Genomic DNA, 25,197 nt, shown 5'->3' on the forward strand with positions numbered 1-25,197 from the left:
GCCGTAGAGCCGGGATCGATCTCTCAACCGGGCACGATCCCGGATCGGCCTATGAGCCGTCCGGGATGACGTGTGGAGGCGAAGCCCTCACACCGGCTTCAGCAGCACATGCTTCTTCTTGCCGAGCGAGAGCTTGATGACACCCTCCGGGGTGAGGTCGCGCTCGCTCAGCACCGCCTTGTCGTCGGTCACGCTGGCGTCGTTCACCTTCAGCCCGCCGCCCTTCACCTGGCGCCGTGCCTCGCCATTGGAGGCGACGAGGCCGGTCTTTTCGGCGAAGGCGGCGAGCACACCGATGCCTGCGGCCAGTTCCGCCGCCGGCACTTCCACGGTCGGCAAGTCGGCGGCGATGCCGCCCTCTTCGAAGGTCTTGCGCGCCGTTTCCGCCGCCGCCTCTGCCGCCGCGCGGCCGTGGAGAAGGGCGGTAATCTCGGTGGCGAGGAGCTTCTTCACCTCGTTGATCGCCGAACCCTTCGCCTCCTGTGCCAGCCGGGCGATCTCGTCCATCGGCAGCGTGGTGTAGAGCTTGAGGAAGCGCTCGACATCGGCGTCTTCAGTGTTGCGCCAGTACTGCCAGAACTCATAGGGGCCGAGCATGTCGGCGTTCAGCCACACCGCGCCATTGACCGACTTGCCCATCTTGGCGCCGGAGGCGGTGGTGAGCAGCGGCGAGGTCAGCGCGTAGAGCTGCTTGGTGCCCATGCGGTGGCCGAGGTCGATGCCGTTGACGATGTTGCCCCACTGGTCGGAGCCGCCCATCTGCAGCCGCACATCGTAGCGCTTGGCCAGTTCGACGAAGTCATAGGCCTGCAGGATCATGTAGTTGAATTCGAGGAAGGACAGCGACTGCTCGCGGTCGAGGCGCGTCTTCACGCTGTCGAAGGACAGCATGCGGTTGACCGAGAAATGCCGGCCGACATCGCGCAGGAATTCGAGGTAGTTGAGATCGCGCAGCCAGTCGGCATTGTTGATCATCAGCGCGTCGGTCGGGCCCTCGCCATAGGTGAGGTAGTTGGAGAACACGCGCTTGATCGAGGCGATGTTGGCCTCGATCGTCTCCACCGTCATCAGCTGGCGGGCATCGTCCTTGAAGGAGGGATCGCCCACCATGCCAGTGCCGCCGCCCATCAGCGAGACGGCGCGGTGGCCTGTCTTCTGCAGCCAGTGCAGCATCATGATCTGGATGAGCCCGCCCGCATGCAGGCTCGGGGCGGTGGGGTCGAAGCCGATATAGGCCGTCACCGTTTCCTTGGCGAAGAGAGCGTCGAGCCCCTGTTCATCGGAGATCTGATGAATGAAGCCGCGCTCGCTGAGGGTGCGGAGGAAATCGGATTTGAAGCTGCTCATCTCGGGCCTGCGGACATCAACGCCATGTTAGGATCGGCCGGTCATGTATCAGCTTCCCGCCGCGAACGCACCCCGGACGGTGGGCGGAGGAAGCGGGAGAGCGCGCGGTGAAGGCGATCGGGCTGATGAGCGGCACTTCGCTCGATGGGGTCGACGTGGCGCTGATCGACACCGATGGCGAGACCGTCGCCGCCTTCGGTCCCGCATCGACCTATCCCTATAGCGCGGAAGACCGCGCCCTGTTCGTGGCCGCGCTGGAGCAAGCGCGCACGCTGACCGACCGTGACGCCCGCCCCGGTGTCCTCGCCGAGGCGGAGGTGCTGCTCACCGCGCGGCACGCGCAGGCGCTGGACGCCTTCTTCGCGGCGCATAAGCAGCATCGGGACGTGGAGGTCATCGGCTTCCATGGCCAGACCGTGCTGCACCGGCCGGAGATCGGCCTCACCGTGCAGATTGGCGACGGGCCGGCACTGGCGCGGGCGGTGCGCGCGATGACCGGCGCGCCGGGGCCGACGCTGGTCTACGACCTGCGCGCCGCCGATGTCGCAGCCGGCGGGCAGGGGGCGCCGCTGGTGCCGGTCTATCACCGTGCGCTGGCGCGGGGACTGGCGGAAAAGGGGCCGCTGCTGGTGCTCAATCTCGGCGGCGTCGCCAACATCACCTATCTCGACGGCGACGCCGACCCGATCGCCTGCGACACCGGCCCGGCCAATGCGCTGATCGACGATTTCATGCAGGCGCGCACCGGCGCGCCGCTCGACCGCGACGGCGCCATGGCCGCCGCCGGCACGGTGGACGAGGCCGCGTTGGCCCGGCTGCTCGACCACCCCTTCTTCGCGCAACGTCCGCCTAAATCGCTGGACCGCAATGAATTCCGCGCCTGGGTGGCCGAGCGGGGCGGTTTGGAGGCGATGAGCACCGCCGATGGCGCCGCGACGCTGACGGCGCTGAGCGCCGCTTGTGTCGCCGCCGTGCTGCCGCAGCTGCCGCGCCGCCCGGAGCTCCTGATCGCAGCGGGGGGAGGGGCGCATAACCCGACGCTGCTGCGCATGCTTGGCGAGCGGCTTGGGTTGCGCGTGCTGACCGCGGAGGCTGTGGGCTGGTCCAGCGACGCGCTGGAGGCGCAGGCCTTCGGCTTCCTCGCAGTGCGGGCGTTGCGCGGCCTGCCGCTGAGCTTTCCCACCACGACGGGCGTCGTGGCGCCGCTGAGTGGCGGCCGGGTGATCGCGCCAGCGTGAAGAGAAGCTGAAAGCGTCATTCAGAAAAAATGAATATTCGACACAGAATGTCGCAGTATTCCTGAAATGCAATGGTGCGATGCGCAATCTGATGATGCGGTGCACAATATTCCATGTAGTTTGAGGGCTCCCGGAAGTCCGGCTCGCCAGGCAGGCAGCTTCCTCTTCAACACGCCTGGACAGAAACTTTGGAGCCTTCGACATGCGCAGCCTCAGCCGCGATATCCTGCCGCTTGCCGTCGCCGGCGGCCTCATTGCCGTCGCCGTCATCGCCCCCGTCCGTGCCGCCGACAAGGTTGCCGGCCTGAAGCCGGCCACCGCCCAGACGATCAATATCGGCTATGTGAATGGCGTTGCGTATTACACCCCGCAGAATGACGGCTATCACGTCGTCGCGACGCTGAGCGTCGCCGGTGGCGCCCCGGTTCGCGTCGCCGCCACGCTGAAGCCCGACCAGGCGGTCAGCGTCTCCGTACCCGGTGCCGTCGACACGGCGGCGAGCATCGTCGAGATCGCCCGCGAGGGTGACGTGGTCACCCTCACCAACCCGCCGCGTCTCGTGCTGAACTGATCCCCAACCGTCTTCCGCAAAAGCAAAAAGCCCGGCGCGTGCTGCGCCGGGCTTTTTCGTGTCTGGGCCGAGAGCGGCGCTTCAGGCGGCGCTGGTCTTCTTGGCGGTGTCGGGCAGGCGCTTGTCGAGATAGGCGCCGACGACTTCCATCAGCTCCTCGGTGCGGCCGTCGAAGAAGTGGTTCGCGCCCGGCACGGTCTGCTGGTCGATGACGATGCCCTTCTGCGTCTTCAGCTTCTCGACGAGGCCGGTGACGGCGGAGAACGGCACCACCGCGTCCTTGTCGCCATGCACGAACAGGCCGGAGGACGGGCAGGGGGCGAGGAAGGAGAAGTCGTAGAGATTCGCCGGCGCGGCGATGGAGATGAAGCCTTCCACCTCCGGGCGGCGCATCAGCAGCTGCATGCCGATCCAGGCGCCGAAGGAGAAGCCGGCGATCCAGCAGGCGCGCGCATCCGGGTTGATCGACTGCGCCCAGTCGAGCGCAGCGGCGGCATCCGCCAGCTCGCCCTGACCGTGGTCGAACGCGCCCTGCGAGCGGCCGACGCCACGGAAGTTGAAGCGCAGCGTCGAGAAGCCCCGGTTCACAAACTGGTAATAGAGGTTGTAAACGACCGGGTTGTTCATCGTGCCGCCGAACTGGGGGTGCGGGTGCAGGATGATGGCGATGGGCGCGTGGCGCTGCTTGGCCGGCTGGTAGCGGCCTTCCAGCCGCCCCTTCTCGCCGGTGAAGATGACCTCAGGCATGAAGTTCGAGACCTTGACTGCGGCGGGGCAAGGCGAGTGTGGTCCGGTGGGCCGCTGAACCCGTACCGGATTGCGTCCCGAAAGACAGCCTTACCGCATGCGCCTTGACGACCTGGGGCGGGAGCCCTAACTTATTAGAATAATTCTAAACATCTACATCAAGTTGCAGTTGCGTCGCAGTCAACCAGCGCGCGACCGACAGCCCAACGAAGAAGACGGGACGGTCAGCTATGACGGACGGCGCCTGAATTTGCAAGCATTAGCCGAAGGGAAGGGGCAGACGCCGCCGCGCCTTCCTATATAGGAGACGGAAAAGGAACTGCGAGCCTCCGAACCCATGAACGCACGCACCTATCTCGATCATAACGCGACCTCGCATGTGCGCCCGGAAGCGCGGGAAGCCCTGCTGGCGGCACTCGACGCCATCGGCAACGGGTCTTCCGTGCATGCCGAGGGTCGCGCCGCGCGCGGCACGATGGACGGGGCACGAGGGCGGGTGGCGGCTCTGGTGGGTGCGAGTCCGGCGGGGGTGGTCTTCACCTCCAGCGGCACGGAGGCGGACGCTTTGGCGCTTACGCCCGATTACCGGCGCGGTGAGACGCCTCTCGTCTTCGACGCGCTGCTGGTGAGCGCGGTGGAACATGCCGCCGTTCTGCGCGGTCATCGCTTCGCGCCGGAGCAGGTCGAGGTTCTTCCCGTGGATGCGCGCGGGCGCCTGCGGCTCGACGGCCTCGACGCGGCGCTGGCGCGCCACGCCGCCGCCGGGCGTCGGGTGCTGCTGTCGCTGATGGTGGCGAATAATGAGACGGGCGTGTTGCAGCCGGTGGCGAAAGCCGCTCGCCGCGCCCATGAGCAGGGCGCCCTGGTCCACACCGATGCCGTGCAGGCGGCGGGGCGCATTCCGCTCTCCATGGCCGCACTCGGCGTCGACCTCATGTCGGTGTCCGCGCACAAGCTCGGCGGCGCGCCGGGAGCGGGGGCCCTCATCCTCGCCGACCCGGATTTGCGTCCCGCTCCGCTGATCGGCGGCGGTGCACAGGAGCGCGGCCGGCGGGCGGGCAGCGAGAACGTGCCCGCCATCGCCGCCTTTGGTGCGGCGGCCGAGCGCGTGGGCGCCTCTGTGGACGCCGACGGCGTGCGCATCAATGGCTTGCGCGATCGGCTTGAAGACGCTCTAAGGTGCGAGTTTCCCGAGCTTGTCCTGCTCGTGGGCGATGTCGACCGGCTGCCGAACACCTCGTGCTTCGCGCTGCCGGGCGTGCCGGCCGAGACCACCGTGATCGCCCTCGATCTCGCGGGCCTCGCGGTGAGCGCCGGCGCCGCCTGCTCGTCGGGCAAGGTCGCGGCCTCGCATGTGCTGGGGGCGATGGGCGTGCCCGAGCGTATTGCGCGTTCCGCGTTCCGCCTGTCCTTCGGCTGGTCGAGCGGGGAAGAGGATGTCGACCGGGCACTCGGCGTGTTTCGCCGGGTGTTGCCCGGTCTTTTGCGTCGCCGCGCGGCGGCGTGAGGCAAGGCGCCGCCGGTGGGCGGCGAGACGGCGCGGGAGCGGCTTCGGCAGCTTCTGCGGAGTGGTTGACCTGACCCGCGGGCCTTGACCCCGCGTGGGAGAGGAGATGAGACGATGCCGGCCGTACAGGAGACAGTGGACCAGGTCCGCTCCCTTGATGTCGATCAGTACAAGTACGGGTTCTTTACCGAGATCGAGTCCGAAAAGGCCCCCAAGGGCCTGACCGAAGATACGGTCCGCTTCATCTCGGCGAAGAAGAACGAGCCCGAATGGCTGCTGGAATGGCGGCTCGACGCCTTCCGCCGCTGGCAGACCATGCGCGAGCCGGACTGGGCGCGGGTGAGCTACCCGCCGATCGACTATCAGGACCTCTATTACTATTCCGCGCCCAAGGCGAAGGAAGCGCTGTCGATCGACGATATCGACCCGGAGATTCTCGCGACCTACGAGAAGCTCGGCATCCCGCTGCGCGAGCGCGACGCGCTGCTCGGCATCGAGAGCGGCGCTACCAAGGTGGCGGTCGACGCGGTGTTCGATTCGGTCTCGGTGGCGACCACCTTCAAGGAGGAGCTGGCCCGGGCCGGCGTCATCTTCATGCCGATCTCGGAGGCGGTGCGTGAGCATCCCGAGCTGGTGAAGAAGTATCTCGGCTCGGTCGTTCCGGTGACCGACAACTACTTCGCCACGCTGAACTCGGCGGTGTTCTCGGACGGCTCCTTCGTCTATGTGCCCAAGGGCGTGCGCTGCCCGATGGAGCTGTCGACCTATTTCCGCATCAATGAGCGCAACACCGGCCAGTTCGAGCGCACGCTCATCATCGCCGATGAAGGCGCCTATGTGAGCTATCTCGAAGGCTGCACCGCGCCGATGCGCGACGAGAACCAGCTGCACGCCGCCGTGGTCGAGCTGGTGGCGCTGGACGACGCCGAGATCAAATACTCGACGGTGCAGAACTGGTATCCCGGCGACAAGGACGGCAAGGGCGGCATCTTCAACTTCGTCACCAAGCGCGGCGACTGCCGCGGCGACCGTTCCAAGATCTCCTGGACGCAGGTGGAAACCGGCTCGGCCATCACCTGGAAGTACCCGAGCTGCATCCTGCGCGGCGATAATTCCCAGGGCGAGTTCTACTCCATCGCCATCTCCAACGGGCGCCAGCAGGTCGATAGCGGCACCAAGATGATCCATCTCGGCAAGAACACGTCGAGCCGCATCATCTCCAAGGGCATCGCCGCCGGCTATTCCGACAACACCTATCGCGGGCTCGTCACCGCCCACCGCAAGGCCACCGGCGCGCGCAACTTCACCAATTGCGACAGCCTGCTGATCGGCGACAAATGCGGGGCGCACACCGTGCCTTATATCGAGTCGAAGAACTCTTCCGCCCAGTTCGAGCACGAAGCCACCACCTCGAAGATCTCCGACGACCAGCTGTTCTACTGCCGCCAGCGCGGGCTTGACCCCGAGGAGGCGACGGCGCTGATCGTCAACGGCTTCGTCAAGGACGTGCTGCAGCAGCTCCCGATGGAGTTCGCGGTGGAAGCGCAGAAGCTGATCGCGGTGAGCCTCGAAGGCTCGGTGGGCTAAGAGCCCCGCACTCGTCATCCCGGACGCGCCGCGCTCCGGGATCGCTCGCAGATTTCAGCGCGCTCCCGGCTTGACCCTCCCGCCGGTCGACGCGCCCAGACACGGAACAGATGACATGGCTATGCTCGACATCGACAATCTCCACGCCAAGATCGACGGCGAACACGGCAAGGAGATCCTCAAGGGCCTCTCGCTGAAGGTGAACCCGGGCGAGGTCCACGCCATCATGGGGCCGAACGGCTCCGGCAAGTCGACCCTCTCCTACATCCTCGCCGGCAAGGAGGATTACGAGGTCACGGACGGTTCGGTCACCCTCGACGGCGAGGACCTGCTGGCCATGGAGATCGACGAGCGCGCCGCCAAGGGCGTGTTCCTCGCCTTCCAGTACCCGGTGGAAGTGCCCGGCGTCGCCACCATGACCTTCCTGCGCGCCTCGCTGAACGCGCAGCGCAAGAAGCGCGGCGAGGCCGAGGTCTCCACGCCCGACTTCCTGCGTCTGGTCAAGGACAAGGCGGCCCATCTCGGCATCAATCAGGACATGCTGCGGCGCGGCGTCAATGTCGGCTTTTCCGGCGGCGAGAAGAAGCGCGCCGAGATCCTGCAGATGGCGATCCTGGAGCCGAAGATCTGCGTGCTGGACGAGACCGATTCCGGCCTGGACATCGACGCGCTGAAAGTCGTCTCCGAGGGCGTCAACGCCCTGCGCTCGCCGGACCGGGCGATGATCGTCATCACCCACTATCAGCGCCTGCTCAACCACATCGTGCCCGACTTCGTGCATGTGATGAACAAGGGCCGCATCGTGCGCTCCGGCGGCAAGGAACTGGCGCTGGAACTCGAAGCCAATGGCTATGCCGAGTATCAGCAGGACGCGGCGTGAGGTGGCTGACATGAACGCTGACATCCGTCCGATCCGCACGCCGGCCGAACAGGCGATCCTCGCCTCGCTCGGCACCGTGCCGGAAGGCGGCGACCGGCTGGCCGATCTGCGCCGTGCCGCCGCCCGCGCCTTCGAGGAGAACGGCCTGCCGCACCGGCGGGTTGAGGAATGGAAATACACCGACCTGCGCAGCCTGATGCGCGAGGCGGTGCCGGTTGCCGGCGCGGCCGCCGTGGCCGAGGCGGATGCGCGCGCGCGCCTGCTGCGCGGCGTTGAAGCCCGCCGCATCGTCGTCGCCAATGGCGCCGTGGTGCCGGAACTGTCCGATCTCGCCGATCTGGAGGCGGGGCTCACCGTAACCACCCTGTCCGCTGCCATTGCGGCAGGCGACGAGGTGCTGAGCCGTCTCGGCGGCATCCAGCCCGGCCGCTATGACGCGGCGCTGGCGCTGAACACCGCGCTGGCCAAGGACGGCGTGGTCGTCACCGTCGCGCCGGGGGCAAAAATCGAACGTCCGCTGCATGTGGCGCATGTGTTTGCCGGCACCTCGGCGGCGGCGAGCTATGCACGCTCGCTCGTTGTGGTCGGGGCGGGCGCCGCCTTCACCTATGCCGAGAGCTTCGAGGGGCCGGACGGACTCGCCTATCAGGCGAACGCCGCCACCGAGTTCGTGGTCGGCGACGAAGCGCATCTCGACGTCGTGCGGCTGCAGGAGGATGGCGCGGGCGCCTTCCACCTCGCGACGATGCTGTTCGCGGTCGGCCGTGAATCGAAGGTGCATACCTTCAGCTTCTCGCTCGGCGCCGGGGTGGCGCGGACCTCGCTCTATGCCACGCTGTCCGGCGAGAACAGCCATGTCGGCTTCAACGGCGCCGCGCTGTTGAAGAACCGCCAGCACGCCGACACCACGCTCTATGTCGATCATCAGGTGCCGGGCTGCGAGAGCCGCGAATTGTTCAAGCATGTGCTGGACGATTCCTCCCGCGGCGTGTTCCAGGGCAAGATCGTCGTCCGCCAGGCGGCGCAGAAGACCGATGGGCGGATGATGAGCCGCGCGCTGGTGCTCGGCGACGAGGCGGAGATGGACAACAAGCCGGAGTTGGAGATCTTCGCCGACGATGTGCAGTGCGGCCATGGCGCCACCTGCGGGGCGATCGACGATGAACTGCTGTTCTATCTGCGCGCCCGCGGCATCCCGATGAAGGAGGCGCAGAGCCTTCTGGTGCAGGCTTTCGTCGGCGAGGCGGTTGAGACCGTCGAGCATGACGGCTTGCGCGAGGCGCTGGTCGAACGCGCGGAAGCCTGGCTCGCGGCGCGGGCGTAAGGCGGATTGGACGGGGCGAGCATCCTTCGAGGCTCGCTTCGCTCGCACCTCAGGATGACGTTGCCCCTGTGCACCACGTAATCCTGAGGCGCCGGCCAAGGGCCGGCCTCGAAGGATGTTCGCCCGTGTGGCGCCAGAAAGGTCGACCGATGACCATCACCCTTCATCCCGCCGTCACCGACGGCACCTATGACGTTGCCCGCGTGCGGCAGGATTTTCCCATCCTGTCCAAGCAGGTCTACGGCAAGCCGCTGGTCTATCTCGACAATGCCGCCTCGGCGCAGAAGCCGGTGCAGGTGCTGGACCGGATGCGCTTCGCCTATGAGAACGAGTATTCCAACGTTCATCGCGGCCTGCACTTCCTCGCCAATGCGATGACCGAGGCCTATGAGGAAGCCCGCGAGCGCTGCCGCGCCTTCCTCAACGCCCCGACGCTGGACGAGGTGATCTTCACCCGCTCCGCCACCGGCGCGCTCAACCTTGTCGCCTCCTCGCTCGGCCAGTCGATCGGCGAAGGCGACGAGATTGTGCTCTCGATCATGGAGCACCATTCCAACATCGTGCCGTGGAACTATCTGCGCGAGCGCAAGGGCGCGGTGATCAAATGGGCGCCGGTGACCGAGGATGGCGCCTTCGACCTCGACGCTTTCAAGGCGCTGCTCACCGAGCGGACCAAGATCGTCGCCATCACCCATATGTCGAACGTGCTCGGCACCGTGACGCCGATCAAGGAGATCGCGCGCCTCGCCCATGAGGTCGGCGCGTTGGTCGTGGTGGACGGCTCGCAGGCCGCCGTGCACATGCCGGTGGACGTGGTCGACCTCGATGTCGATTTCTACGCCGTCACCGGCCACAAGCTCTACGGGCCGACCGGCATCGGCCTGCTCTATGGCAAGCGGGCGCTGCTGGAGAAGATGCCGCCTTACGAGGGCGGCGGTGAGATGATCCGCACCGTCACCGAAGAGGGCGTCACCTATGGCGAGCCCCCGCACCGCTTCGAGGCGGGGACGCCGCCCATCGTGCAGGCGATCGGGCTCGGCGCGGCGCTGGCCTATCTGGAAAGCCTTGGCCGCGAGCGCATCGCCGCGCATGAGGCGTCGCTGGGCGCCTATGCCCGCGAGCGGCTGGCGCAGATCAATTCGGTGCAGGTCTATGGCGATGCGCCGGGCAAGGGCGCCATCTTCGCCTTCGACGTGAAGGGCGCGCATGCGCACGACATCGCCACCGTCATCGACCGCGCCGGCGTGGCGGTGCGTGCCGGCACCCATTGCGCGATGCCGCTTCTGGGGCGATATGGTGTGACGGCGACGTGCCGGGCGTCGTTCGCGCTCTATAACACGCATGAGGAAGTCGACATTCTCGCCGACGCCCTCATCAAGGCTCAGGATCTTTTCGCATGAGCGAAGCCCAGACCTCCGACACGCCGAACACCCCGGCCGTGAACGCCGCCATCCCGGAGGCGGAGCTTGAGCGCCTGACCGACGACATCGTCGCGGCGCTCAAGACCATCTATGACCCGGAAATCCCCGTCGACATCTACGAGCTCGGCCTCATCTACAAGGTCGACATCGCTGATGATCGCCAGGTTGCCGTGGAAATGACCCTGACCACGCCCAACTGCCCCTCGGCGGCGGAGCTGCCGGGCATGGTGGAAGGCGCGGTGGCCAGCGTCGGCGGCGTCGCCGGCGCCACCGTCAATCTCACCTTCGATCCGCCCTGGGATCAGGGCCGGATGTCGGAAGAGGCGCGGCTGGCGCTGAATCTGTGGTGAGCGAGACCCCTGTCGCGCCGCCGCTGTCCGGCGTTCTGGAAACCGGCCTCTATGTCGACGACATGCCCCGCGCCCGCGCCTTTTATGAGCGGGTGCTGGGGCTGGAGCCGATGGTCGCCGATGACCGCTTCTGCGCCTATCGCGCCGGGCCGGGCAGCGTGCTTCTGCTGTTCCTGCGCGGCGCAACGCGGGAGCCGGTGGTGATGGCGGAAGGCACAATCCCGCCGCATGACGGCAGCGGTGCGCTGCATTACGCGCTGGCGATCCCCGAAAGTTCTCTGGCGCATTGGGAGCAGCATCTCGCCGCCCATCGGGTGCCGCTGGAAGGCCGGGTGAACTGGAAGGGGGGCGGCGTCAGCCTGTATTTCCGCGACCCCGACCATCACATGGTCGAACTCGCCACGCCGGGGCTCTGGCCGAACTATTGACGCTTCTACTTGCTCTCGTAGGCTAAGGGAGCAGGGTGGCAGGTTGGCTGTTCCCATGTCTGCAGGCACGCAGGACGAAAGTGGGGCGTTTATGTGGACACTAGCGGCAGTATTTATTGCAAGCTTGATCGCCTATCTCGCCGGTCGCGCAAATGAGCGCGACCGGCCTATCTATGACGGCTCTGATGTCTTGAATCGCGACGCTATGATCAAGCTTCATATTCGGCAGGACCTCAGGTTGATTTCCTTCCTACTTTTCGGGGTTATTGTCATGTTAGGCGTGGCCGCAGATCGACTGTGATTGCCAAAGTTCATTGGCTCGCTCGCCAGCAGTGATGGAGCGCCCTTGCCGGAGCCCGGCGCATCCCCCACATTAGGCTGACCGATCCGCCGGCCTTGAACCGGCGTCGATGTGGAGACAGTGAGCATGACCCAACCCCGCCCCCGCCCCAAGGTGATGACCTTGACCGATGCCGCCGCCGACCGCGTGCGGCAGGTGATCGCGCGTTCGGAAAAGCCGGTGGCCGGCCTTCGCATCGGCGTCAAAAATGGCGGCTGTGCCGGCATGGAATACACGATGGAGTTCGCCGAAGAGGCGGGCAAGTTCGACGAGGTGGTCGAAGACAAGGGCGTGAAGGTGCTGATCGACCCCAAGGCGATCCTCTATCTTCTCGGCACCGAAATGGACTTCAAGGCGGACAAGTTCGCTGCCCAGTTCGTGTTCAACAACCCGAACCAGACGTCGGCCTGCGGCTGCGGCGAATCCGTCGCTATCACCCCTGTACGGCCCGAGACCGCTGGCGCCAGCGCCTGATCCCTCGCGTCGCGCGATGGACGAGGCCGACATTGCCGATCTCTTCGCCGCCTTCGGGCCCGTGCGCACCCGCCGCCTGTTCGGCGGGCAGGGGCTTTACGCCGACGGCGTGATGTTCGGCCTCGTCATCGACGGGCGCCTCTATCTCAAAACCGACGCGGCCTTCGCCGCCGATCTCGCCGCCGCCGGAGCGGAACGGTTCACCTATGCGCGCAAGGATGGCAGGCGGGTAAGCGTCGGCTATTGGTCGCTGCCCGAACCGGCGCTCGACGATGGCGAACTCGCCGCCGCGCTCGCCCATCGTGCCCTAGCCATTGCCCGCGCGGCGGGTGCTGCCGCCGCCCCGCGTCGCTCCCGCCAGCGCTGAAACATGCCCGCAGCGGGAACCCGCCCGCTTCGCACGTGTTTGCCGAAGGTCCCGGCGGTGCCGGGCTCCTGGACGCGCACGGAGCGATAAATGATGGATCTCGACAGCTATGGCGGCCTGAACGGGCTCGGCGACCTCATCGTCCTTTACGGGCTGAACATTCTCTATGCCGTCGCTCTGCTGGTCATCGGCTGGTGGCTGGCGAGCGTGGTGGACCGGCTGGTGACCCGCGCGCTGAACGCCACGCATCGTGTCGACCCGACCATTATCGGCTTCCTCTCAAGCCTCGCCCGTTACACCGTGCTGGTGTTCGTCGGGCTCGCCGTGCTGCAACGCTTCGGCATCCAAACCACCAGCCTGATCGCGGTGCTGGGCGCCACCTCGCTGGCGGTGGGCCTCGCCCTGCAGGGCACGCTGTCCAATGTCGCCGCCGGGGTGATGCTGCTGCTGTTCCGTCCGTTCAAGGTCGGCGATTCCGTCGAGGTCGGCGGGCAAAGCGGCACGGTGAAGGCCATAACCCTGTTCACCACCGAACTCGCCGCCGGCGACAATGTGCAGGTGCTGATGCCGAACGGCCGGGTGTGGGGTTCGCCGATCATCAACCGCTCGGTTTATGGCGCCCGCAGCTTCAGCTTCGCGCTGGAACTGAAGCCGGATAGCGACATCGAGGGCGTGATGGAAAAGGGCCTGGCCTTCCTGAAGAACGACCCGCGTGTGTCGAAGGAACCCGGGCCATCCGCCTCCATCGCCAAAATGGCGCTGGACCGGGTGGAGATCGGCTTCTCCGGCTGGGCCGCGTCGGGCGATGCCGGTGGCGTGCGGGGCGACCTGATCAAGCATCTGCGCGGAATTACCCGCGCGCCGGTCGCGCCGATGGAGGCGCCAGCCGCGTCATCGCCGCGGCGTGTGCGCGCGGCGAAGCCGGCGGATCAGGCGGAAGCCGCTTCCGCCCTGCCGCAGCCCAAGGCCGGCGAGCCGTTCAGCCGGCCTTGATCTTCACCGGCCGCAGCAGGAAGGCCGGGAGGTGCGAAGTGTCCGCCGGCTCGTCCATCGGCGCCCGGTCGGGCCGGCGATGCGTGAGCGGGGTGACCGGCGCCCGCGCCGGAGCGGGGGCCGTCTTCTCGCGGCCACGCCCACGCGGGGCGTTCGCCGGAGCCGAGGCAGCTACGGGCGAAGCGGCAGGCGCGACGGCGGCCGGAGCGGCTTCCGCCTCGGCCGGCCGGGACCGACGACGCGCGGGCTTGGCCGGAGCCTCAGCCGCGACCGTCGTCTCCACGGCCTCGACCGGCGCGCTGGCCGGCTCGGCCTCGCGGCGGCGGGCGGGACGGGCGCCACGGCTCTCGCCGCCATCTTCCCGCTCGCGATTGCGGCCGCCACGGCCCTTCTCGCGCGCGGGCTTCTCGCGGCTCGTCTTATCACGGCTCGGCCGGGCGCGCGTCTCGACTGCCGGCACGGTATCGAGCCCGGCGCCGTCCTTCCAGTCGATCGGACGGCCGATCAGCTTCTCGATCGCCGCCAGCGACTTTGAATCGGCCGAGGTGACGATGGTGAAGGCCGCGCCTGCACGCCCGGCGCGGCCGGTGCGGCCGATGCGATGCACATAATCTTCCGCGTGATGCGGCGTGTCGTAGTTGAACACATGGCTCACGGCGGGAATGTCGAGCCCGCGCGCGGCAACGTCGGAGGCCACGAGCAGCGTGGCCTCGCCGGTGCGGAACTGGTCGAGCGCCTGCATGCGCGAGCGCTGGTCCATGTCGCCATGCAGGCACACAGCCTTGTAGCCGTGGCGCAGCAGCGATTTGTGAACGATCGCGACTTCGCTCTTGCGGTTGCAGAAGATGATGCCGTTCTGCAGGTTCTCGGCGCTGTCGATCAGCCCACGCAGCACTTCGCGCTTGGCGAAATCCTCCTTGGGGGAGGCGACCAGCAACTGGGTGATGGTCGAGGCGGTGGAGGAGGGGCGAGAGGCCTCGATCTGCACCGGGTTCGACAGGAACTGCGCGACGAGACGCTGGATTTCCGGCGGCATGGTCGCGGAGAAGAACAGCGTCTGGCGGGTGAACGGCACCAGCTTACACACGCGCTCAATGTCCGGGATGAAGCCCATGTCGAGCATGCGGTCGGCTTCGTCGATGACGAGGATCTCGATGCCCGAGAGCGGCAGTCGGCCGCGCTCCACATGGTCGAGCAGCCGGCCCGGCGTGGCGATGAGGATATCGACGCCGCGCAGCAGCTTGGCATCCTGGTCGCCGAAGGACACGCCGCCGATCAGCAGGGCGACGTTCAGCTTGTGGTTCTTGCCGTAGCGCGTGAAGTTCTCTTCGACCTGCGCCGCGAGTTCGCGCGTGGGTTCGAGGATCAGCGTGCGCGGCATGCGGGCCCGGGCGCGCCCCTGCTCCAGCAGGGTCAGCATCGGCAGGGTGAAGGCGGCGGTCTTGCCGGTGCCCGTCTGCGCGAGGCCCAGCACATCGCGGCGCGCGAGCACATGCGGAATGGCCTGCGCCTGGATCGGCGTCGGCTCGGTGTAGCCGGTATCGGCAACGGCCGCGAGCACCTTGTCGCTCAGGCCCAGTTCGTTAAAAGGCATCTGGATCAATTCTGCGGCTGCGCACCGCACACCGAACCCCCGAGCCGTAACCGGGGATGGTTGCATCGTCGTCGCGCGGAGCGCCTCAGTCGGATATGGTATGACGACGCGTTGCACCATAGGCATAACGCTCGGAAAGTCAACGTATTCGGCCGCTGTCAAGGGCTTTTCGGCATGTTCCGGCCCGGCGCGGCCCCGCAGGGGAAGGCAGGTCGCGCGATGAGCCGCGCTTTCGTGAAAGAAGACAGCGGCGCGGATACGCTCCCCGAACGGCCCGTCAGCCCGAATCGCAATCTCGTGACCCGCCGGGGCCTGGCACAGATCGACGCGGAAATCGCCCGCCAGCGCGAGGCACTGTCTGCCGCTGGCGCCCGGGGCGAGCGCGATGCCGTGGCCGCCGCCTCGCGCGAGTTGCGCTACTGGTCGGCGCGCCGTGCCAATGCCGAGCCGGTGGACCCGCCGCAGGAGGGCGAGGCCATCACCTTCGGCATGGCGGTGACGCTGGAGGATGAGAAGGGCGGCCGCCGCACCTTCCGCATCGTCGGCGAGGACGAGGCCGATCCGGCGCTGGGCCGTATCGGCTGGGTGTCGCCGGTGGCGCGCGCGCTGACCGGCAAATGGATCGGCGACGAGGTGACGCTGCCGGGCGGGGTCATGGACATCGTCGCCGTCGACCCGCGTCCCGAGCCGGTGGAGGGGTGAACGCCATGCCGGTTTCGCTGGAAACGCTGCTGCTCTTCGTCCCGGCGGCGCTGGCGCTGAATCTCACGCCCGGCAACGACATGATGTTCTGCCTCGGCCAGGGGATGAAGTCCGGCCCCCGCGCCGGCATCGCCGCCAGCTTCGGCATCGCCGCCGGCGGCTTCATCCATGTGTTGGCCGCCGCGCTCGGCCTTGCGGCGCTGCTCGCCGCGCATCCCGGCGCGTTCGATGTGCTGCGCTGGGTCGGGGTCGTCTATCTCGTCTGGCTCGCGGTGCAGGCGCTGCGCAGCCCCGGTCTGGTTCTGGAGCCGGGGCAGGGACGCCGGCACACGCCCTGGCGTGCCTTCCGCGAGGCGGTGTTGGTGAATGTGCTGAACCCGAAGGTCGCGGTGTTCATCCTCGCTTTCCTGCCGCAATTCGTGGATCCCGCGCGCGGCTCGGGCTTTCTGCAGTTCCTGCTGCTCGGCACGGTGTTCAATGCCGGCGGCACGGTGGTGAACGCGCTGGTCGGCGGCTTCGCCGGCGGGATCGGCGGCTGGCTGCGGACGCGCGAGCGGATCGCCCGCGGTTTTCAGCGCCTCACCGGCCTCATCTTTCTCAGCCTGGCGGCCCGCCTCGCCTTTGAGCGGCGCTAGAACTCCGCTCAGATATCCAGCAATTCCTCGCTGGCGAAGGCGGCGCGCTCGGAGATGAAGGTGAAGCGGCTTTCCGGCTTGTTGCCCATCAGCCGCTCGACAATATCGGCCGTGGCCGCGCGCTCGGCCTCCTCCACGGTGACGCGCAGCAAGGTGCGCGTCTTGCGGCTCATAGTGGTTTCCTTCAGCTGAGCCGGCATCATTTCGCCAAGGCCCTTGAAGCGGCCGATCTCGACCTTGCCGCGCCCGGAGAATTCCGTGCGCAGCAATTCGTCGCGATGCGCCTCGTCGCGGGCATAGAGCGTCTTCGCGCCCTGGCTGATGCGGTAGAGCGGCGGCACGGCGAGGAAGAGATGCCCGTTCTCGATCAGCTTCGGCATCTGCCGGTAGAAGAAGGTGACGAGCAGCGAGGCGATGTGCGCGCCGTCGACATCGGCGTCGGTCATGATGATGACCCGCTCATAGCGCAGATCTTCCTCGCGATACTGCGCCCCGGTGCCGGCACCGAGCGCCTGCACGAGGTCGCCGAGCTGCTGGTTGGCGGCGAGCTTGTCCCGCCCGGCGCTGGCGACGTTGAGGATTTTACCGCGAAGCGGCAGCACCGCCTGGGTCTGGCGCTCGCGCGCCTGCTTGGCCGAGCCACCGGCCGAATCGCCTTCAACGATGAAAAGCTCGGAGCCCGCCGCCGAATTGTTCGAGCAGTCGGCCAGCTTGCCCGGCAGGCGCAGCTTGCGCACGGCGGTCTTGCGGGAGATTTCCTTTTCCTGGCGGCGGCGCAGCCTCTCTTCGGCGCGCTCGACCACCCAGTCGAGCAGGCGGTTGGCCTGCGCCGGGTTGCCGCCGAGCCAGTGGTCGAACGGGTCGCGCAGCGCCGCCTCGACGATGCGGGTGGCCTCGGCAGTGGCCAGCTTCTCCTTGGTCTGGCCCTGGAATTCCGGCTCGCGCACGAACACCGAGAGCATGGCGGCGCAGCCGGCCATCACGTCGTCGGCGGTGACGATGGCGGCGCGCTTGGCCGCGCCGGTGCGCTCGGCATGGTCGCGCAGGCCCTTCAGCAGCACCGCGCGCAGGCCGGTCTCATGCGTGCCGCCCTCGGCGGTGGGGATGGTGTTGCAATAGGAGGAGATGCTGCCATCGGCATCGCCCAGCCAGGCCACCGCCCATTCCGCCGAGCCATGGCCGCCGGGGCGCTGGGTCTTGCCGGAGAAGATGTCGGGATGGACCAGCGTGTGGCCCTCGATGTCGGCCGCGAGATAGTCGCGCAGGCCGCCGGGGAAGCGGAACACCGCCTTGTCAGGGATGTCGGTGCCGGCGACGAGCGAGGCGTCGCAGCTCCAGCGGATCTCCACCCCACCGAACAGATAGGCCTTTGAGCGGGCCATCTTGAACACGCGGGCCGGCTTGAAGCGGGCATTCTCGCCGAAGATCTGCGCGTCGGGATGAAAGCTCACCCGTGTGCCGCGGCGGTTGAGGATGCGTCCGACTTCCTGGATGGCGCCCTGGGGCACACCGCGCGAATAGGTCTGGCGGTACAGCGTCTGCCCGCGTGCCACTTCCACCACCAGCACGTCCGACAGCGCGTTGACCACGGAGACGCCGACGCCGTGCAGGCCGCCGGAGGTCTCGTAGACCTTGCTGTCGAACTTGCCGCCCGCGTGCAGCGTGGTGAGGATGACCTCCAGCGCCGACTTGCCGGGATATTTCGGGTGTTCCTCGATCGGGATGCCGCGCCCATTGTCGGTGACGGTGAGGAAGCCGTCCTCGGTCAGTTCCACCTCGATGAAGCTGGCATGGCCGGCCACGGCCTCGTCCATCGAATTGTCGACCACTTCGGCGAAGAGGTGGTGGAGCGCCTTCTCGTCCGTGCCGCCAATATACATGCCCGGCCGGCGCCGCACCGGCTCCAAGCCTTCCAGCACCTCGATATCGGCAGCCGTGTAGCCGGCCTCGCCGGGCGTGCTCTCGCGCGGCGCGGCGGGGCGTGCGCTCGCACGCGGACGCGGGGCGGGAACAGCGGCGAAGAGGTCGTCAGAATTCGACATGGGCGCGGGCGGTCTCGTCAGGGTCAGGAACCGATTCGGTTTCCTTAGCACTATGACAGCGCCAGCGCGAAACCGGAACGCTCCGTGAACATGGGCGCCATGCGCGCTGGCGGCTCAGCGCTTCAGCCGCTTGCGATTGGCGCGCACCTTGGCGCCGTACAGCGCGACGATCTCCGGCCCGACCGCACCCAGCCGGCCGGCCGCCGCCGCCTTCATAAGCCGCGCATTGACCTCGCCCAGCGCCAGCGTCTTCTCCGTGACCATCCGCATCGCCTCGACGCCGGCAGCGGCGTCGCCCCGCGCGAGGCGTGTGAGCCGCTCAGTGATCACCACCTGCATGTCCATGCCGAGCCGGGTCATGGCGAGGCCGGTTTCAAACCAGGCGAGGGGATCGTTCATGGCGGGGCTCCTGCTGTCCGAGGAGAGGCCGGAGGAGAAGCGGCGGCGCTTCCATCCGGTTCCCGCCCGACGCGCGCAGCCGCCATGCGCCAGCCGGGGCTGCTCTTGTCTTTCGTCGGACATGCGAAAGGTGTAAGGGCGCAGCTCCATGCGCGTCCCCGGCTCGTCACGGCGGGCGCGCCAGCAGGAAGGGTCGCCACCATGACGGACAGCAAGGCGCGGATCGCCATCCTCGGGGCCTCGGGCTACACCGGCTCGGAACTGCTGCGCCTGCTGCTGCGCCATCCCCGCGTCGAGATCGTCGCGCTGACCGCCGACCGCAAGGCCGGGCAGGCGGTGGCGGATGTGTTCCCGCAATTCGCCCCGTTCAAGCTGCCGGACCTCATCACCATCGACGAGGTGGCGTGGAAGGACGTAGACCTCGTCTTCTGCGCCCTGCCGCACGGCACCACGCAGCTCGTGATCAAGAACGTGTTCGAGACTGCGCCGCATGTGAAGGTGGTCGATCTCTCCGCCGATTTCCGGCTGCGCGACGATGGCGCCTATGAGCGCTGGTACGGCCACCCGCACCAGGCGCTGGAATTGCAGCAGGAAGCGGTCTACGGCGTGGTCGAGCTCTACCGCGACGACATCCGCAAGGCGCGGCTGGTCGCCAATCCCGGCTGCTACACCACCACGGCCATCCTGCCGGTGGTGCCGCTGATCGAGGCCGGCGCCATCGAGCCCGAGCACATCGTCATCGACGCCAAGAGCGGCGTCACCGGGGCGGGGCGTTCGGCGAAGGAGAACCTGCTGTTCACCGAGGTGACGGAGGGCATGCACGCTTATGGCGTCGGCGGCCACCGCCACATGGCGGAACTCGACCAGGAATTCTCCAAGGCCGCCGGCCGCAGCGTGGCCCCGAGCTTCACGCCGCATCTGGTGCCGATGACGCGCGGCATCTATGCCACCATCTACCTCAAGACCGGCGCCGGCGTCGGGGCGGAAGGCGTGCACCGGGTGCTGGCGGACTTCTACAAGAACGAGCCCTTCGTGCATGTGCTGCCGCTCGGCCAGGTACCGCAGTCGCGCTTCGTCAAGGGCTCCAACATGGCGTTCATCGGCGTGGTGAAGGACCGCGCGCCGGACCGGGTGATCGTGATCTCCACCACAGACAATCTGGTGAAGGGCGCGTCGGGCCAGGCGGTGCAGAACATGAACCTCGTGCTCGGCTATCCCGAGACGCTGGGCCTGGAGCAGATCGCGCTGTTCCCGTAAGCGACCGGCGAGGGCCGGTCAGCCACGCCGCAGCAGGCTGTAAGCCTTGCCCAGCGTGCGGGCCGGCAGTCGCCGGAGTAGCGGCTTGAAGGCGATCTGATCGTAGGAGGCGATCGCCTCGTAGCGTTCAGGGTGAACGATATCGACCGGCAGCTGGTTGACCCGCTGTTCGCGGATATAGGTTTGCACCCGGTCGATCAGTTCACCCCGCGAGCGCCGGACATAGAGCAGCATGTTCTGCTTGTACCAGAAGCTGACCTCCGGCAGGTCCCAGATCTGCCCGCGAAACGGGTCGAACAAGTGGTAGCCCTGGGCGTCGAACAGCGCTGCCCAATAGGATTGCCAGCGTTCGTTGATATGGCGGAAGCCGCCTTGATAGGGGATGGCGGCGCCGAACAGGACGATGTCGGCGTGGCGTGTGAGATTGTCGACGAATTGCCGCGCGCACTCCGCACTGACATGTTCCGCCACTTCCAGGCTGACCGCCAGATCGAAACGCCGGCCGAGGTCGAGGCGGGACTCAAGGTCGGCGATGCGGAAGCTCTCAGTGGGGATCAGCAGGCGGCTCTGGTCCGTCCACGGCCCATCGAGACCGACAATGTCCGTGCCCGCCGGAAAGCCCGCAAGCCATCGCCCGTCGCCGCAGCCGACATCGAGCACCGATGTCGGATCATGAAACGCGCGCAGCAGCGCGATGACGATTTCCGCCGAGCGGGAGGTCTGCCGGCCATGCGACTTGTGCCACTCGAAATCATACATGGCGGCGCCTGAAGGAGGGGGCTGGAAACGGGGAGAGGGCGCCACGGCGCCTCATGAGCGCACCTTCACATAGCTGCCCGGCGCGTCCTCGATCGCCTTGTACGGACCTTCGCCCGGGATGCGGGTGCTGCCGGCCACGCGCGCGCTGCCGCGTTCCTCGATCCAGCCGCGCCAGTCCGGCCACCAGGAGCCGGGATGCATCTCCGCCTTGGCGATCCAGTCTTCCAGCGTCCCCGCCGCCGGTCCGCCGGTCCAGTACTGGTACTTGCCCCGCGCGGGCGGGTTGATGACGCCAGCAATGTGGCCGGAGCCGGCCAGCACGAAGCGGCCGGGGGTGCGGTATTTCTGCAGGCCGAGAAAGACCGAGGCGGCCGGGGCGATGTGGTCCTCGCGCGTCGCCACGCTGTACATCGGCACGTCGATCGCCGTGAGGTCGAGCGTTTTGCCGGCGAGCATCAGCCGACCTTGCGCCAGCTTGTTGTCGAGGTAGCAGTTGCGCAGATAGAAGGAATGGTTGGCGGCCGGCAGCCGGGTCGAATCCGAATTCCAGTAGAGAATGTCGAACGGGAACGGTGCCTGACCCTTCAGATAATTGTTCACCACATAGGGCCAGATGAGATCATTGGCGCGCAGCATATTGAAGGCGTTGGCCATCTTGCTGCCTTCCATCACCCCCGCTTCCAGCATCTTGCGTTCGAGGCTGGCGACCTGCTCCTCGTCGATGAACACTTTGAGGTCGCCGGCATAGGTGAAGTCGACCTGGGTGGTGAGGAAAGTCGCGCTGGCGAGGCCGGGCTTGGTGCCCGTAGCCGCCAGCCAGGCCAGCGTCATCGCCAGCATGGTGCCGCCGACGCAATAGCCCACCGCGTGGAAGTCCTTGGAGCCTGCCGTCTTCTTCGCCACCTCGAAGGCGGTGAGCACACCGTCCTTCATGTAGTCCTCGAAGCCCTTGGCCGCGAGTTCCGGGCCTGGATTGACCCAGGACACCATGAACACGGTTAGCCCGCTTTCCACCGCCCAGCGCACGAAGGATTTCTCCGCCGTCAGGTCCAGCACGTAGAATTTGTTGATCCAGGGCGGGATGATCACCACCGGCGTCGCCAGCACGCTTTCGGTCTGCGGCGTGTACTGGATGAGCTGCATCAGCTCGTTCTGGAAAATCACCTTGCCGGGCGTGACCGCGAGATTCTCGCCCACCCGGAACTTGGAATCGTCGGTCTGGCGGATCTTCAGGTCGCCGCCGCCGGCCTCGATGTCCTCGGCCAGCATCTTCATGCCGCGCACGAGATTCTCGCCATTCGAGGCGAGCGTGGTGCGCAGCAGTTCCGGATTGGTCAGCACGAAATTGGAGGGCGAGACCGCGCCGGCGATCTGGCGCACATAGAACTCCGCCTTGTGCTTGGTGCGGGCGTCGATCTCGGCTTCCTCGACCATGTCCGCCGCCCAGTTGGCGGTGAGGAGATAGGCCTGCTTCAGCGCATCGAAGAACGGGTTGGAGTTCCATTCCGGGTCGGCGAAGCGCGAGTCGCGGGTGGCGGGCTCCACCACCGGCCGGGTCTTCTCGCCGCCGAGCCGCTTCAGCGCCGTGGTCCAGAGTTCGAGATAGCCGCCGATCAGCCGGGATTGCGCTTCCACCGTGCGCTGCGGATCGGCAAGCCAGTATTCCGCGACATTGCCGATGGTCTTGGCGACCTCGGTCAGTTCTTCCGCCACATCGTCGCGAATGCGCCCTTCCTCGCGCGGGCGCAGATAGGCGGCCATGGCGCGCCCACCTTCCTCCATCATCCGCGCCAGATTGGCGGCGAAGGCTTCGAGGTCGATCGCGCCGGGGCGTGGCGTCTCCGGCGCGGCGGCTTCCGGGGCCGGTTTGGACAGCGAGGGCTTCGAGGGAGCCGGTTCGGCCTGGGTGGGCGGGGCCGCCGCTTCCGGCGCCTTGGGTGCCAGCGGCGGCGTTGCGGGAGCCTGCTTCGGCGCGGCGGGTGCAACCTTCACCGGGCGCGCGCGGGGCGCGGGCGGTTCGGCGGCGACGGGAGCGGGCGCCTTCTTGCTCGCAGACTTCCGCGCCGGTGTGGAGGCCGCGGGCTTCTCGATCACCACCTTGGGCTGCGCCGGGCGCTTCGCCGCCGACCTCTTCGCCGCCGGGCTCTTCGCTGCTACGTCCGGGGCCGACGCTTTTGGCGCTGCCGCCGGTGCGGCAACGGTCGGGTGCGGGGCCGCGGCCGTCTTGGTCACCCGCTTGCGCGCCGCCGGCTTCGGCGGAGGTGCCGGCGCGTCGGTCGGCGCCGTGCGCTGCGCCTCACTCGTTTTTGCCGGCGTGGATTTTGCCGGGGCGGACGGTATCGATCTGCTGCGTCGGCTGCTCACCGCTTGTCCCCGCGGGTTGGTACGTTCATAGGTGGCCATAATAGACGCGCCATCCGGTGCTAGCGAGTGCGTAACGGCCGGTTCCGCGCGGCAGCGGAAGATGGCCGACGCCTGAGGGGAGGGCATGGTGGATCACGGTCAGGGCAGGCAGGGCGGCAGGTCCGCCGCGCGCACATTTCTTCTCGCCGGCGCCGCGCTTGCGCTCGCCGGCTGCGCTTCGCTGGAAAGGTCCACCAGTGGCTCCGGCGCGGCGGCGACCTCCGGTTCGGGCGAATCGGCGGCGGCCTCGGCGGATTCGTCGCGGGCCGCGACGACTCCCGCCGGTCGGCAGAAGCTGCCGGAGCCGGCCTATCCGACCTTCGGCGCGCCGGCACAGATTGGCGACCGGCCGGTGATGACACCGCAGCAGCAGCAGGCCGTGCAGAAGAACCTCGAAAATCTCGCCAGCCAGCGCGAGAAGGAGATGCTCCGCCAGATCGAGGACGGGCAGGACGGGCAGGCCGGCCAGTAGGCGCGACGGGCAGCGCGAATACCTTCCTTCTGCCCCTTTAGGCTGACATCCCTCGCTGTGCGGGCGCGCGAGAGGTGATATGAAGCGCGCGTGACGCCGTCTCCTAGGAACGGGGCGGCCTGGAGCTTGAGACCCATGACCGATTTCCATCGCATTCGCCGGCTGCCGCCTTACGTGTTCGAGCAGGTCAACCGCGTGAAGGCTACCGCCCGCAATGGCGGTGCCGACATCGTCGATCTCGGCATGGGCAATCCGGACCTCGATGCCCCGGACCATGTGGTTGAAAAGCTCAAGGAGACGATCGGCCGCCCGCGCACCGACCGTTATTCCGCCTCCAAGGGCATTCCCGGCCTGCGCCGCGCCCAGGCGGCCTATTACGAGCGCCGTTTCGGGGTGAAGCTGAACCCCGACACTCAAGTGGTGGCGACGCTCGGCTCCAAGGAAGGCTTCGCCAATATGGCGCAGGCCATCACCGCCCCCGGCGACGTGATCCTGGTGCCGAATCCCAGCTATCCCATCCACGCCTTCGGCTTCCTGATGGCTGGCGCGGCGATCCGTTCCGTGCCCTGCGAGCCTGGCCCGGAGTTCTTCCACGCGCTGGAGCGCGCGGTGGCGCATTCGATTCCCTCGCCGCTGGCGCTGGTGCTCTGCTATCCCTCGAACCCCACCGCGCAGGTGGCGGACCTCGATTTCTACCGCGATGTCGTCGCCTTCGCGAAGAAGCACGATCTGATCGTGCTCTCCGACCTCGCCTATTCCGAGGTCTATTTCGACGACAACCCGCCCCCGTCCGTGCTGCAGGTGCCGGGCGCGATGGACGTGACGGTGGAGTTCACGTCCATGTCCAAGACCTTCTCCATGGCCGGCTGGCGCATGGGCTTCGCGGTCGGCAATGACCGGCTGATCGCGGCGCTGGCACGGGTGAAGTCCTATCTCGACTATGGCGCCTACACCCCGATCCAGGTGGCGGCCACCGCCGCGCTGAACGGGCCGCAGGAGTGCATTGCCGAGATGCGTAGCGTCTACAAGAAGCGCCGCGACGCGCTGGTGGACAGTTTCGGCAAGGCGGGCTGGGAAATTCCCGTGCCCACCGCCTCCATGTTCGCCTGGGCGCCGATTCCGCCGAAGTTCCGTCATCTCGGCAGCCTCGAATTCTCCAAGCTGCTGATCGAGAAGGCGGATGTCGCCGTCGCGCCGGGTGTCGGCTTCGGCGAGCATGGCGACGAGTATGTGCGTATCGCCCTTGTGGAGAATGAGCAGCGCATCCGCCAGGCCGCGCGCAACATCCGCCGCTTCCTTGAAACCGGCGCGGAAACATTGCACAACGTCGTCCCTCTCGCCGCGGCGCGCTAAAGGCCCG

26 protein-coding genes are annotated in these 25,197 nt (G+C 67.4%); 19 read left to right on the forward strand and 7 right to left on the reverse strand.

The features are described 5' to 3' along the window. Positions 1-87: 87 nt before the first annotated feature. Positions 88-1,347, reverse strand: coding sequence for a tyrosine--tRNA ligase (gene tyrS, locus ACO07Z_RS03335; RefSeq protein WP_421697394.1), 1,260 nt, complete (start codon positions 1,345-1,347; stop codon positions 88-90). Between the two features lie 125 nt (positions 1,348-1,472). Between tyrS and ACO07Z_RS03340 the strand changes: the two genes are divergently transcribed. Next, positions 1,473-2,585: an anhydro-N-acetylmuramic acid kinase gene (locus tag ACO07Z_RS03340; RefSeq protein WP_421697395.1), complete on the forward strand. Its 1,113-nt coding sequence runs from the start codon at positions 1,473-1,475 to the stop codon at positions 2,583-2,585. Positions 2,586-2,787: 202 nt separating this feature from the next. After that, positions 2,788-3,156 carry a hypothetical protein gene (locus tag ACO07Z_RS03345; RefSeq protein ID WP_421697396.1) on the forward strand — a complete coding sequence of 123 codons (369 nt, stop codon included), beginning with the start codon at positions 2,788-2,790 and terminating at the stop codon, positions 3,154-3,156. An 81-nt stretch (positions 3,157-3,237) separates the two neighbouring features. Here the strand turns inward: ACO07Z_RS03345 and ACO07Z_RS03350 are convergent, their stop codons facing one another. Further along, positions 3,238-3,903 (reverse strand): alpha/beta hydrolase, encoded by a 666-nt coding sequence (locus ACO07Z_RS03350; RefSeq protein ID WP_307023092.1) that lies wholly within the window; start codon positions 3,901-3,903, stop codon positions 3,238-3,240. Between the two features lie 337 nt (positions 3,904-4,240). Between ACO07Z_RS03350 and ACO07Z_RS03355 the strand changes: the two genes are divergently transcribed. From ACO07Z_RS03355 to ACO07Z_RS03405, 11 genes are all read left to right on the forward strand, one after another. After that, on the forward strand, positions 4,241-5,410 hold the full coding sequence (locus ACO07Z_RS03355; protein ID WP_421697397.1) for a cysteine desulfurase family protein: 1,170 nt from the start codon (positions 4,241-4,243) through the stop codon (positions 5,408-5,410). Between the two features lie 114 nt (positions 5,411-5,524). Next, a complete protein-coding gene (sufB, locus tag ACO07Z_RS03360; protein WP_244377057.1) occupies positions 5,525-6,997 on the forward strand; it encodes a Fe-S cluster assembly protein SufB in 1,473 nt (490 codons plus the stop codon). A 115-nt stretch (positions 6,998-7,112) separates the two neighbouring features. After that, positions 7,113-7,877 (forward strand): Fe-S cluster assembly ATPase SufC, encoded by a 765-nt coding sequence (gene sufC / locus ACO07Z_RS03365; RefSeq protein WP_421697398.1) that lies wholly within the window; start codon positions 7,113-7,115, stop codon positions 7,875-7,877. A gap of 10 nt (positions 7,878-7,887) precedes the next feature. After that, positions 7,888-9,201 carry a Fe-S cluster assembly protein SufD gene (gene sufD, locus ACO07Z_RS03370; RefSeq protein WP_421697399.1) on the forward strand — a complete coding sequence of 438 codons (1,314 nt, stop codon included), beginning with the start codon at positions 7,888-7,890 and terminating at the stop codon, positions 9,199-9,201. A 149-nt stretch (positions 9,202-9,350) separates the two neighbouring features. Beyond that, positions 9,351-10,601, forward strand: coding sequence for a cysteine desulfurase (locus ACO07Z_RS03375; RefSeq protein ID WP_421697400.1), 1,251 nt, complete (start codon positions 9,351-9,353; stop codon positions 10,599-10,601). After that, positions 10,598-10,972, forward strand: coding sequence for an SUF system Fe-S cluster assembly protein (locus tag ACO07Z_RS03380; protein ID WP_421697401.1), 375 nt, complete (start codon positions 10,598-10,600; stop codon positions 10,970-10,972). Before ACO07Z_RS03375 ends, ACO07Z_RS03380 begins: the two co-directional genes overlap by 4 nt. After that, complete coding sequence (locus ACO07Z_RS03385) at positions 10,969-11,400, forward strand: VOC family protein (protein WP_421697402.1); 432 nt, start codon at positions 10,969-10,971, stop codon at positions 11,398-11,400. The genes ACO07Z_RS03380 and ACO07Z_RS03385 overlap by 4 nt, the downstream gene beginning before the upstream one ends. Before the next feature lie 55 nt (positions 11,401-11,455). Further along, on the forward strand, positions 11,456-11,701 hold the full coding sequence (locus tag ACO07Z_RS03390; RefSeq protein WP_421697403.1) for a hypothetical protein: 246 nt from the start codon (positions 11,456-11,458) through the stop codon (positions 11,699-11,701). A 156-nt stretch (positions 11,702-11,857) separates the two neighbouring features. Beyond that, positions 11,858-12,214: a HesB/IscA family protein gene (locus tag ACO07Z_RS03395; RefSeq protein ID WP_421697877.1), complete on the forward strand. Its 357-nt coding sequence runs from the start codon at positions 11,858-11,860 to the stop codon at positions 12,212-12,214. Between the two features lie 16 nt (positions 12,215-12,230). After that, complete coding sequence (locus ACO07Z_RS03400; RefSeq protein WP_421697404.1) at positions 12,231-12,581, forward strand: TfoX/Sxy family protein; 351 nt, start codon at positions 12,231-12,233, stop codon at positions 12,579-12,581. 90 nt (positions 12,582-12,671) lie between these two features. Then, a complete protein-coding gene (locus ACO07Z_RS03405) occupies positions 12,672-13,574 on the forward strand; it encodes a mechanosensitive ion channel domain-containing protein (protein WP_421697405.1) in 903 nt (300 codons plus the stop codon). Here the strand turns inward: ACO07Z_RS03405 and ACO07Z_RS03410 are convergent. Beyond that, positions 13,561-15,168, reverse strand: coding sequence for a DEAD/DEAH box helicase (locus ACO07Z_RS03410; protein WP_421697406.1), 1,608 nt, complete (start codon positions 15,166-15,168; stop codon positions 13,561-13,563). The two genes, ACO07Z_RS03405 and ACO07Z_RS03410, sit on opposite strands and share 14 nt — an antisense overlap. Before the next feature lie 219 nt (positions 15,169-15,387). Between ACO07Z_RS03410 and ACO07Z_RS03415 the strand changes: the two genes are divergently transcribed. Both ACO07Z_RS03415 and ACO07Z_RS03420 read left to right on the forward strand, forming a co-directional pair. Next, on the forward strand, positions 15,388-15,870 hold the full coding sequence (locus ACO07Z_RS03415; protein WP_421697407.1) for a GreA/GreB family elongation factor: 483 nt from the start codon (positions 15,388-15,390) through the stop codon (positions 15,868-15,870). Positions 15,871-15,875: 5 nt separating this feature from the next. Then, positions 15,876-16,505: a LysE family translocator gene (locus ACO07Z_RS03420; RefSeq protein ID WP_421697408.1), complete on the forward strand. Its 630-nt coding sequence runs from the start codon at positions 15,876-15,878 to the stop codon at positions 16,503-16,505. Between the two features lie 8 nt (positions 16,506-16,513). On the opposite strand, the gene parE is transcribed toward ACO07Z_RS03420, so the two are convergent. Then, positions 16,514-18,547, reverse strand: a complete 2,034-nt coding sequence (gene parE / locus ACO07Z_RS03425) for a DNA topoisomerase IV subunit B (RefSeq protein WP_421697409.1) — start codon at positions 18,545-18,547, stop codon at positions 16,514-16,516. A 114-nt stretch (positions 18,548-18,661) separates the two neighbouring features. Further along, positions 18,662-18,946, reverse strand: coding sequence for a hypothetical protein (locus ACO07Z_RS03430; protein WP_421697410.1), 285 nt, complete (start codon positions 18,944-18,946; stop codon positions 18,662-18,664). Positions 18,947-19,147: 201 nt separating this feature from the next. Between ACO07Z_RS03430 and argC the strand changes: the two genes are divergently transcribed. Further along, positions 19,148-20,203 carry an N-acetyl-gamma-glutamyl-phosphate reductase gene (argC, locus tag ACO07Z_RS03435; protein ID WP_421697411.1) on the forward strand — a complete coding sequence of 352 codons (1,056 nt, stop codon included), beginning with the start codon at positions 19,148-19,150 and terminating at the stop codon, positions 20,201-20,203. Between the two features lie 18 nt (positions 20,204-20,221). Here argC and ACO07Z_RS03440 read toward each other — a convergent pair whose 3' ends face one another. Then, complete coding sequence (locus ACO07Z_RS03440) at positions 20,222-20,962, reverse strand: class I SAM-dependent methyltransferase (protein WP_421697412.1); 741 nt, start codon at positions 20,960-20,962, stop codon at positions 20,222-20,224. A 51-nt stretch (positions 20,963-21,013) separates the two neighbouring features. Next, a complete protein-coding gene (gene phaC / locus ACO07Z_RS03445; RefSeq protein ID WP_421697878.1) occupies positions 21,014-22,747 on the reverse strand; it encodes a class I poly(R)-hydroxyalkanoic acid synthase in 1,734 nt (577 codons plus the stop codon). A 259-nt stretch (positions 22,748-23,006) separates the two neighbouring features. Between phaC and ACO07Z_RS03450 the strand changes: the two genes are divergently transcribed. The 3 genes from ACO07Z_RS03450 (at position 23,007) to ACO07Z_RS03460 (ending at position 25,190) form a co-directional block, all read left to right on the forward strand. Further along, a complete protein-coding gene (locus ACO07Z_RS03450; protein ID WP_421697413.1) occupies positions 23,007-23,357 on the forward strand; it encodes a hypothetical protein in 351 nt (116 codons plus the stop codon). Positions 23,358-23,450: 93 nt separating this feature from the next. Continuing rightward, positions 23,451-23,837 carry a hypothetical protein gene (locus tag ACO07Z_RS03455; RefSeq protein ID WP_421697414.1) on the forward strand — a complete coding sequence of 129 codons (387 nt, stop codon included), beginning with the start codon at positions 23,451-23,453 and terminating at the stop codon, positions 23,835-23,837. Between the two features lie 135 nt (positions 23,838-23,972). After that, a complete protein-coding gene (locus ACO07Z_RS03460; protein ID WP_421697415.1) occupies positions 23,973-25,190 on the forward strand; it encodes an LL-diaminopimelate aminotransferase in 1,218 nt (405 codons plus the stop codon). The last annotated feature ends 7 nt before the right edge of the window (positions 25,191-25,197 follow it).

Origin of the sequence: Ancylobacter sp. (assembly GCF_965229075.1) — a bacterium.
GTDB lineage: Bacteria > Pseudomonadota > Alphaproteobacteria > Rhizobiales > Xanthobacteraceae > Ancylobacter.

What these genes read in the sequence shown, in the direction of transcription:
- tyrS (WP_421697394.1), bottom strand. Translation starts at nt 1,347, where the DNA reads ATGAGCAGCTTCAAATCCGATTTCCTCCGCACCCTCAGCGAGCGCGGC.
- ACO07Z_RS03340 (WP_421697395.1), top strand. Translation starts at nt 1,473, where the DNA reads ATGAGCGGCACTTCGCTCGATGGGGTCGACGTGGCGCTGATCGACACC.
- ACO07Z_RS03345 (WP_421697396.1), top strand. Translation starts at nt 2,788, where the DNA reads ATGCGCAGCCTCAGCCGCGATATCCTGCCGCTTGCCGTCGCCGGCGGC.
- ACO07Z_RS03350 (WP_307023092.1), bottom strand. Translation starts at nt 3,903, where the DNA reads ATGCCTGAGGTCATCTTCACCGGCGAGAAGGGGCGGCTGGAAGGCCGC.
- ACO07Z_RS03355 (WP_421697397.1), top strand. Translation starts at nt 4,241, where the DNA reads ATGAACGCACGCACCTATCTCGATCATAACGCGACCTCGCATGTGCGC.
- sufB (WP_244377057.1), top strand. Translation starts at nt 5,525, where the DNA reads ATGCCGGCCGTACAGGAGACAGTGGACCAGGTCCGCTCCCTTGATGTC.
- sufC (WP_421697398.1), top strand. Translation starts at nt 7,113, where the DNA reads ATGGCTATGCTCGACATCGACAATCTCCACGCCAAGATCGACGGCGAA.
- sufD (WP_421697399.1), top strand. Translation starts at nt 7,888, where the DNA reads ATGAACGCTGACATCCGTCCGATCCGCACGCCGGCCGAACAGGCGATC.
- ACO07Z_RS03375 (WP_421697400.1), top strand. Translation starts at nt 9,351, where the DNA reads ATGACCATCACCCTTCATCCCGCCGTCACCGACGGCACCTATGACGTT.
- ACO07Z_RS03380 (WP_421697401.1), top strand. Translation starts at nt 10,598, where the DNA reads ATGAGCGAAGCCCAGACCTCCGACACGCCGAACACCCCGGCCGTGAAC.
- ACO07Z_RS03390 (WP_421697403.1), top strand. Translation starts at nt 11,456, where the DNA reads ATGTCTGCAGGCACGCAGGACGAAAGTGGGGCGTTTATGTGGACACTA.
- ACO07Z_RS03395 (WP_421697877.1), top strand. Translation starts at nt 11,858, where the DNA reads ATGACCTTGACCGATGCCGCCGCCGACCGCGTGCGGCAGGTGATCGCG.
- ACO07Z_RS03400 (WP_421697404.1), top strand. Translation starts at nt 12,231, where the DNA reads ATGGACGAGGCCGACATTGCCGATCTCTTCGCCGCCTTCGGGCCCGTG.
- ACO07Z_RS03405 (WP_421697405.1), top strand. Translation starts at nt 12,672, where the DNA reads ATGATGGATCTCGACAGCTATGGCGGCCTGAACGGGCTCGGCGACCTC.
- ACO07Z_RS03410 (WP_421697406.1), bottom strand. Translation starts at nt 15,168, where the DNA reads ATGCCTTTTAACGAACTGGGCCTGAGCGACAAGGTGCTCGCGGCCGTT.
- ACO07Z_RS03415 (WP_421697407.1), top strand. Translation starts at nt 15,388, where the DNA reads ATGAGCCGCGCTTTCGTGAAAGAAGACAGCGGCGCGGATACGCTCCCC.
- ACO07Z_RS03420 (WP_421697408.1), top strand. Translation starts at nt 15,876, where the DNA reads ATGCCGGTTTCGCTGGAAACGCTGCTGCTCTTCGTCCCGGCGGCGCTG.
- parE (WP_421697409.1), bottom strand. Translation starts at nt 18,547, where the DNA reads ATGTCGAATTCTGACGACCTCTTCGCCGCTGTTCCCGCCCCGCGTCCG.
- ACO07Z_RS03430 (WP_421697410.1), bottom strand. Translation starts at nt 18,946, where the DNA reads ATGAACGATCCCCTCGCCTGGTTTGAAACCGGCCTCGCCATGACCCGG.
- argC (WP_421697411.1), top strand. Translation starts at nt 19,148, where the DNA reads ATGACGGACAGCAAGGCGCGGATCGCCATCCTCGGGGCCTCGGGCTAC.
- ACO07Z_RS03440 (WP_421697412.1), bottom strand. Translation starts at nt 20,962, where the DNA reads ATGTATGATTTCGAGTGGCACAAGTCGCATGGCCGGCAGACCTCCCGC.
- phaC (WP_421697878.1), bottom strand. Translation starts at nt 22,747, where the DNA reads ATGATGGAGGAAGGTGGGCGCGCCATGGCCGCCTATCTGCGCCCGCGC.
- ACO07Z_RS03455 (WP_421697414.1), top strand. Translation starts at nt 23,451, where the DNA reads ATGGTGGATCACGGTCAGGGCAGGCAGGGCGGCAGGTCCGCCGCGCGC.
- ACO07Z_RS03460 (WP_421697415.1), top strand. Translation starts at nt 23,973, where the DNA reads ATGACCGATTTCCATCGCATTCGCCGGCTGCCGCCTTACGTGTTCGAG.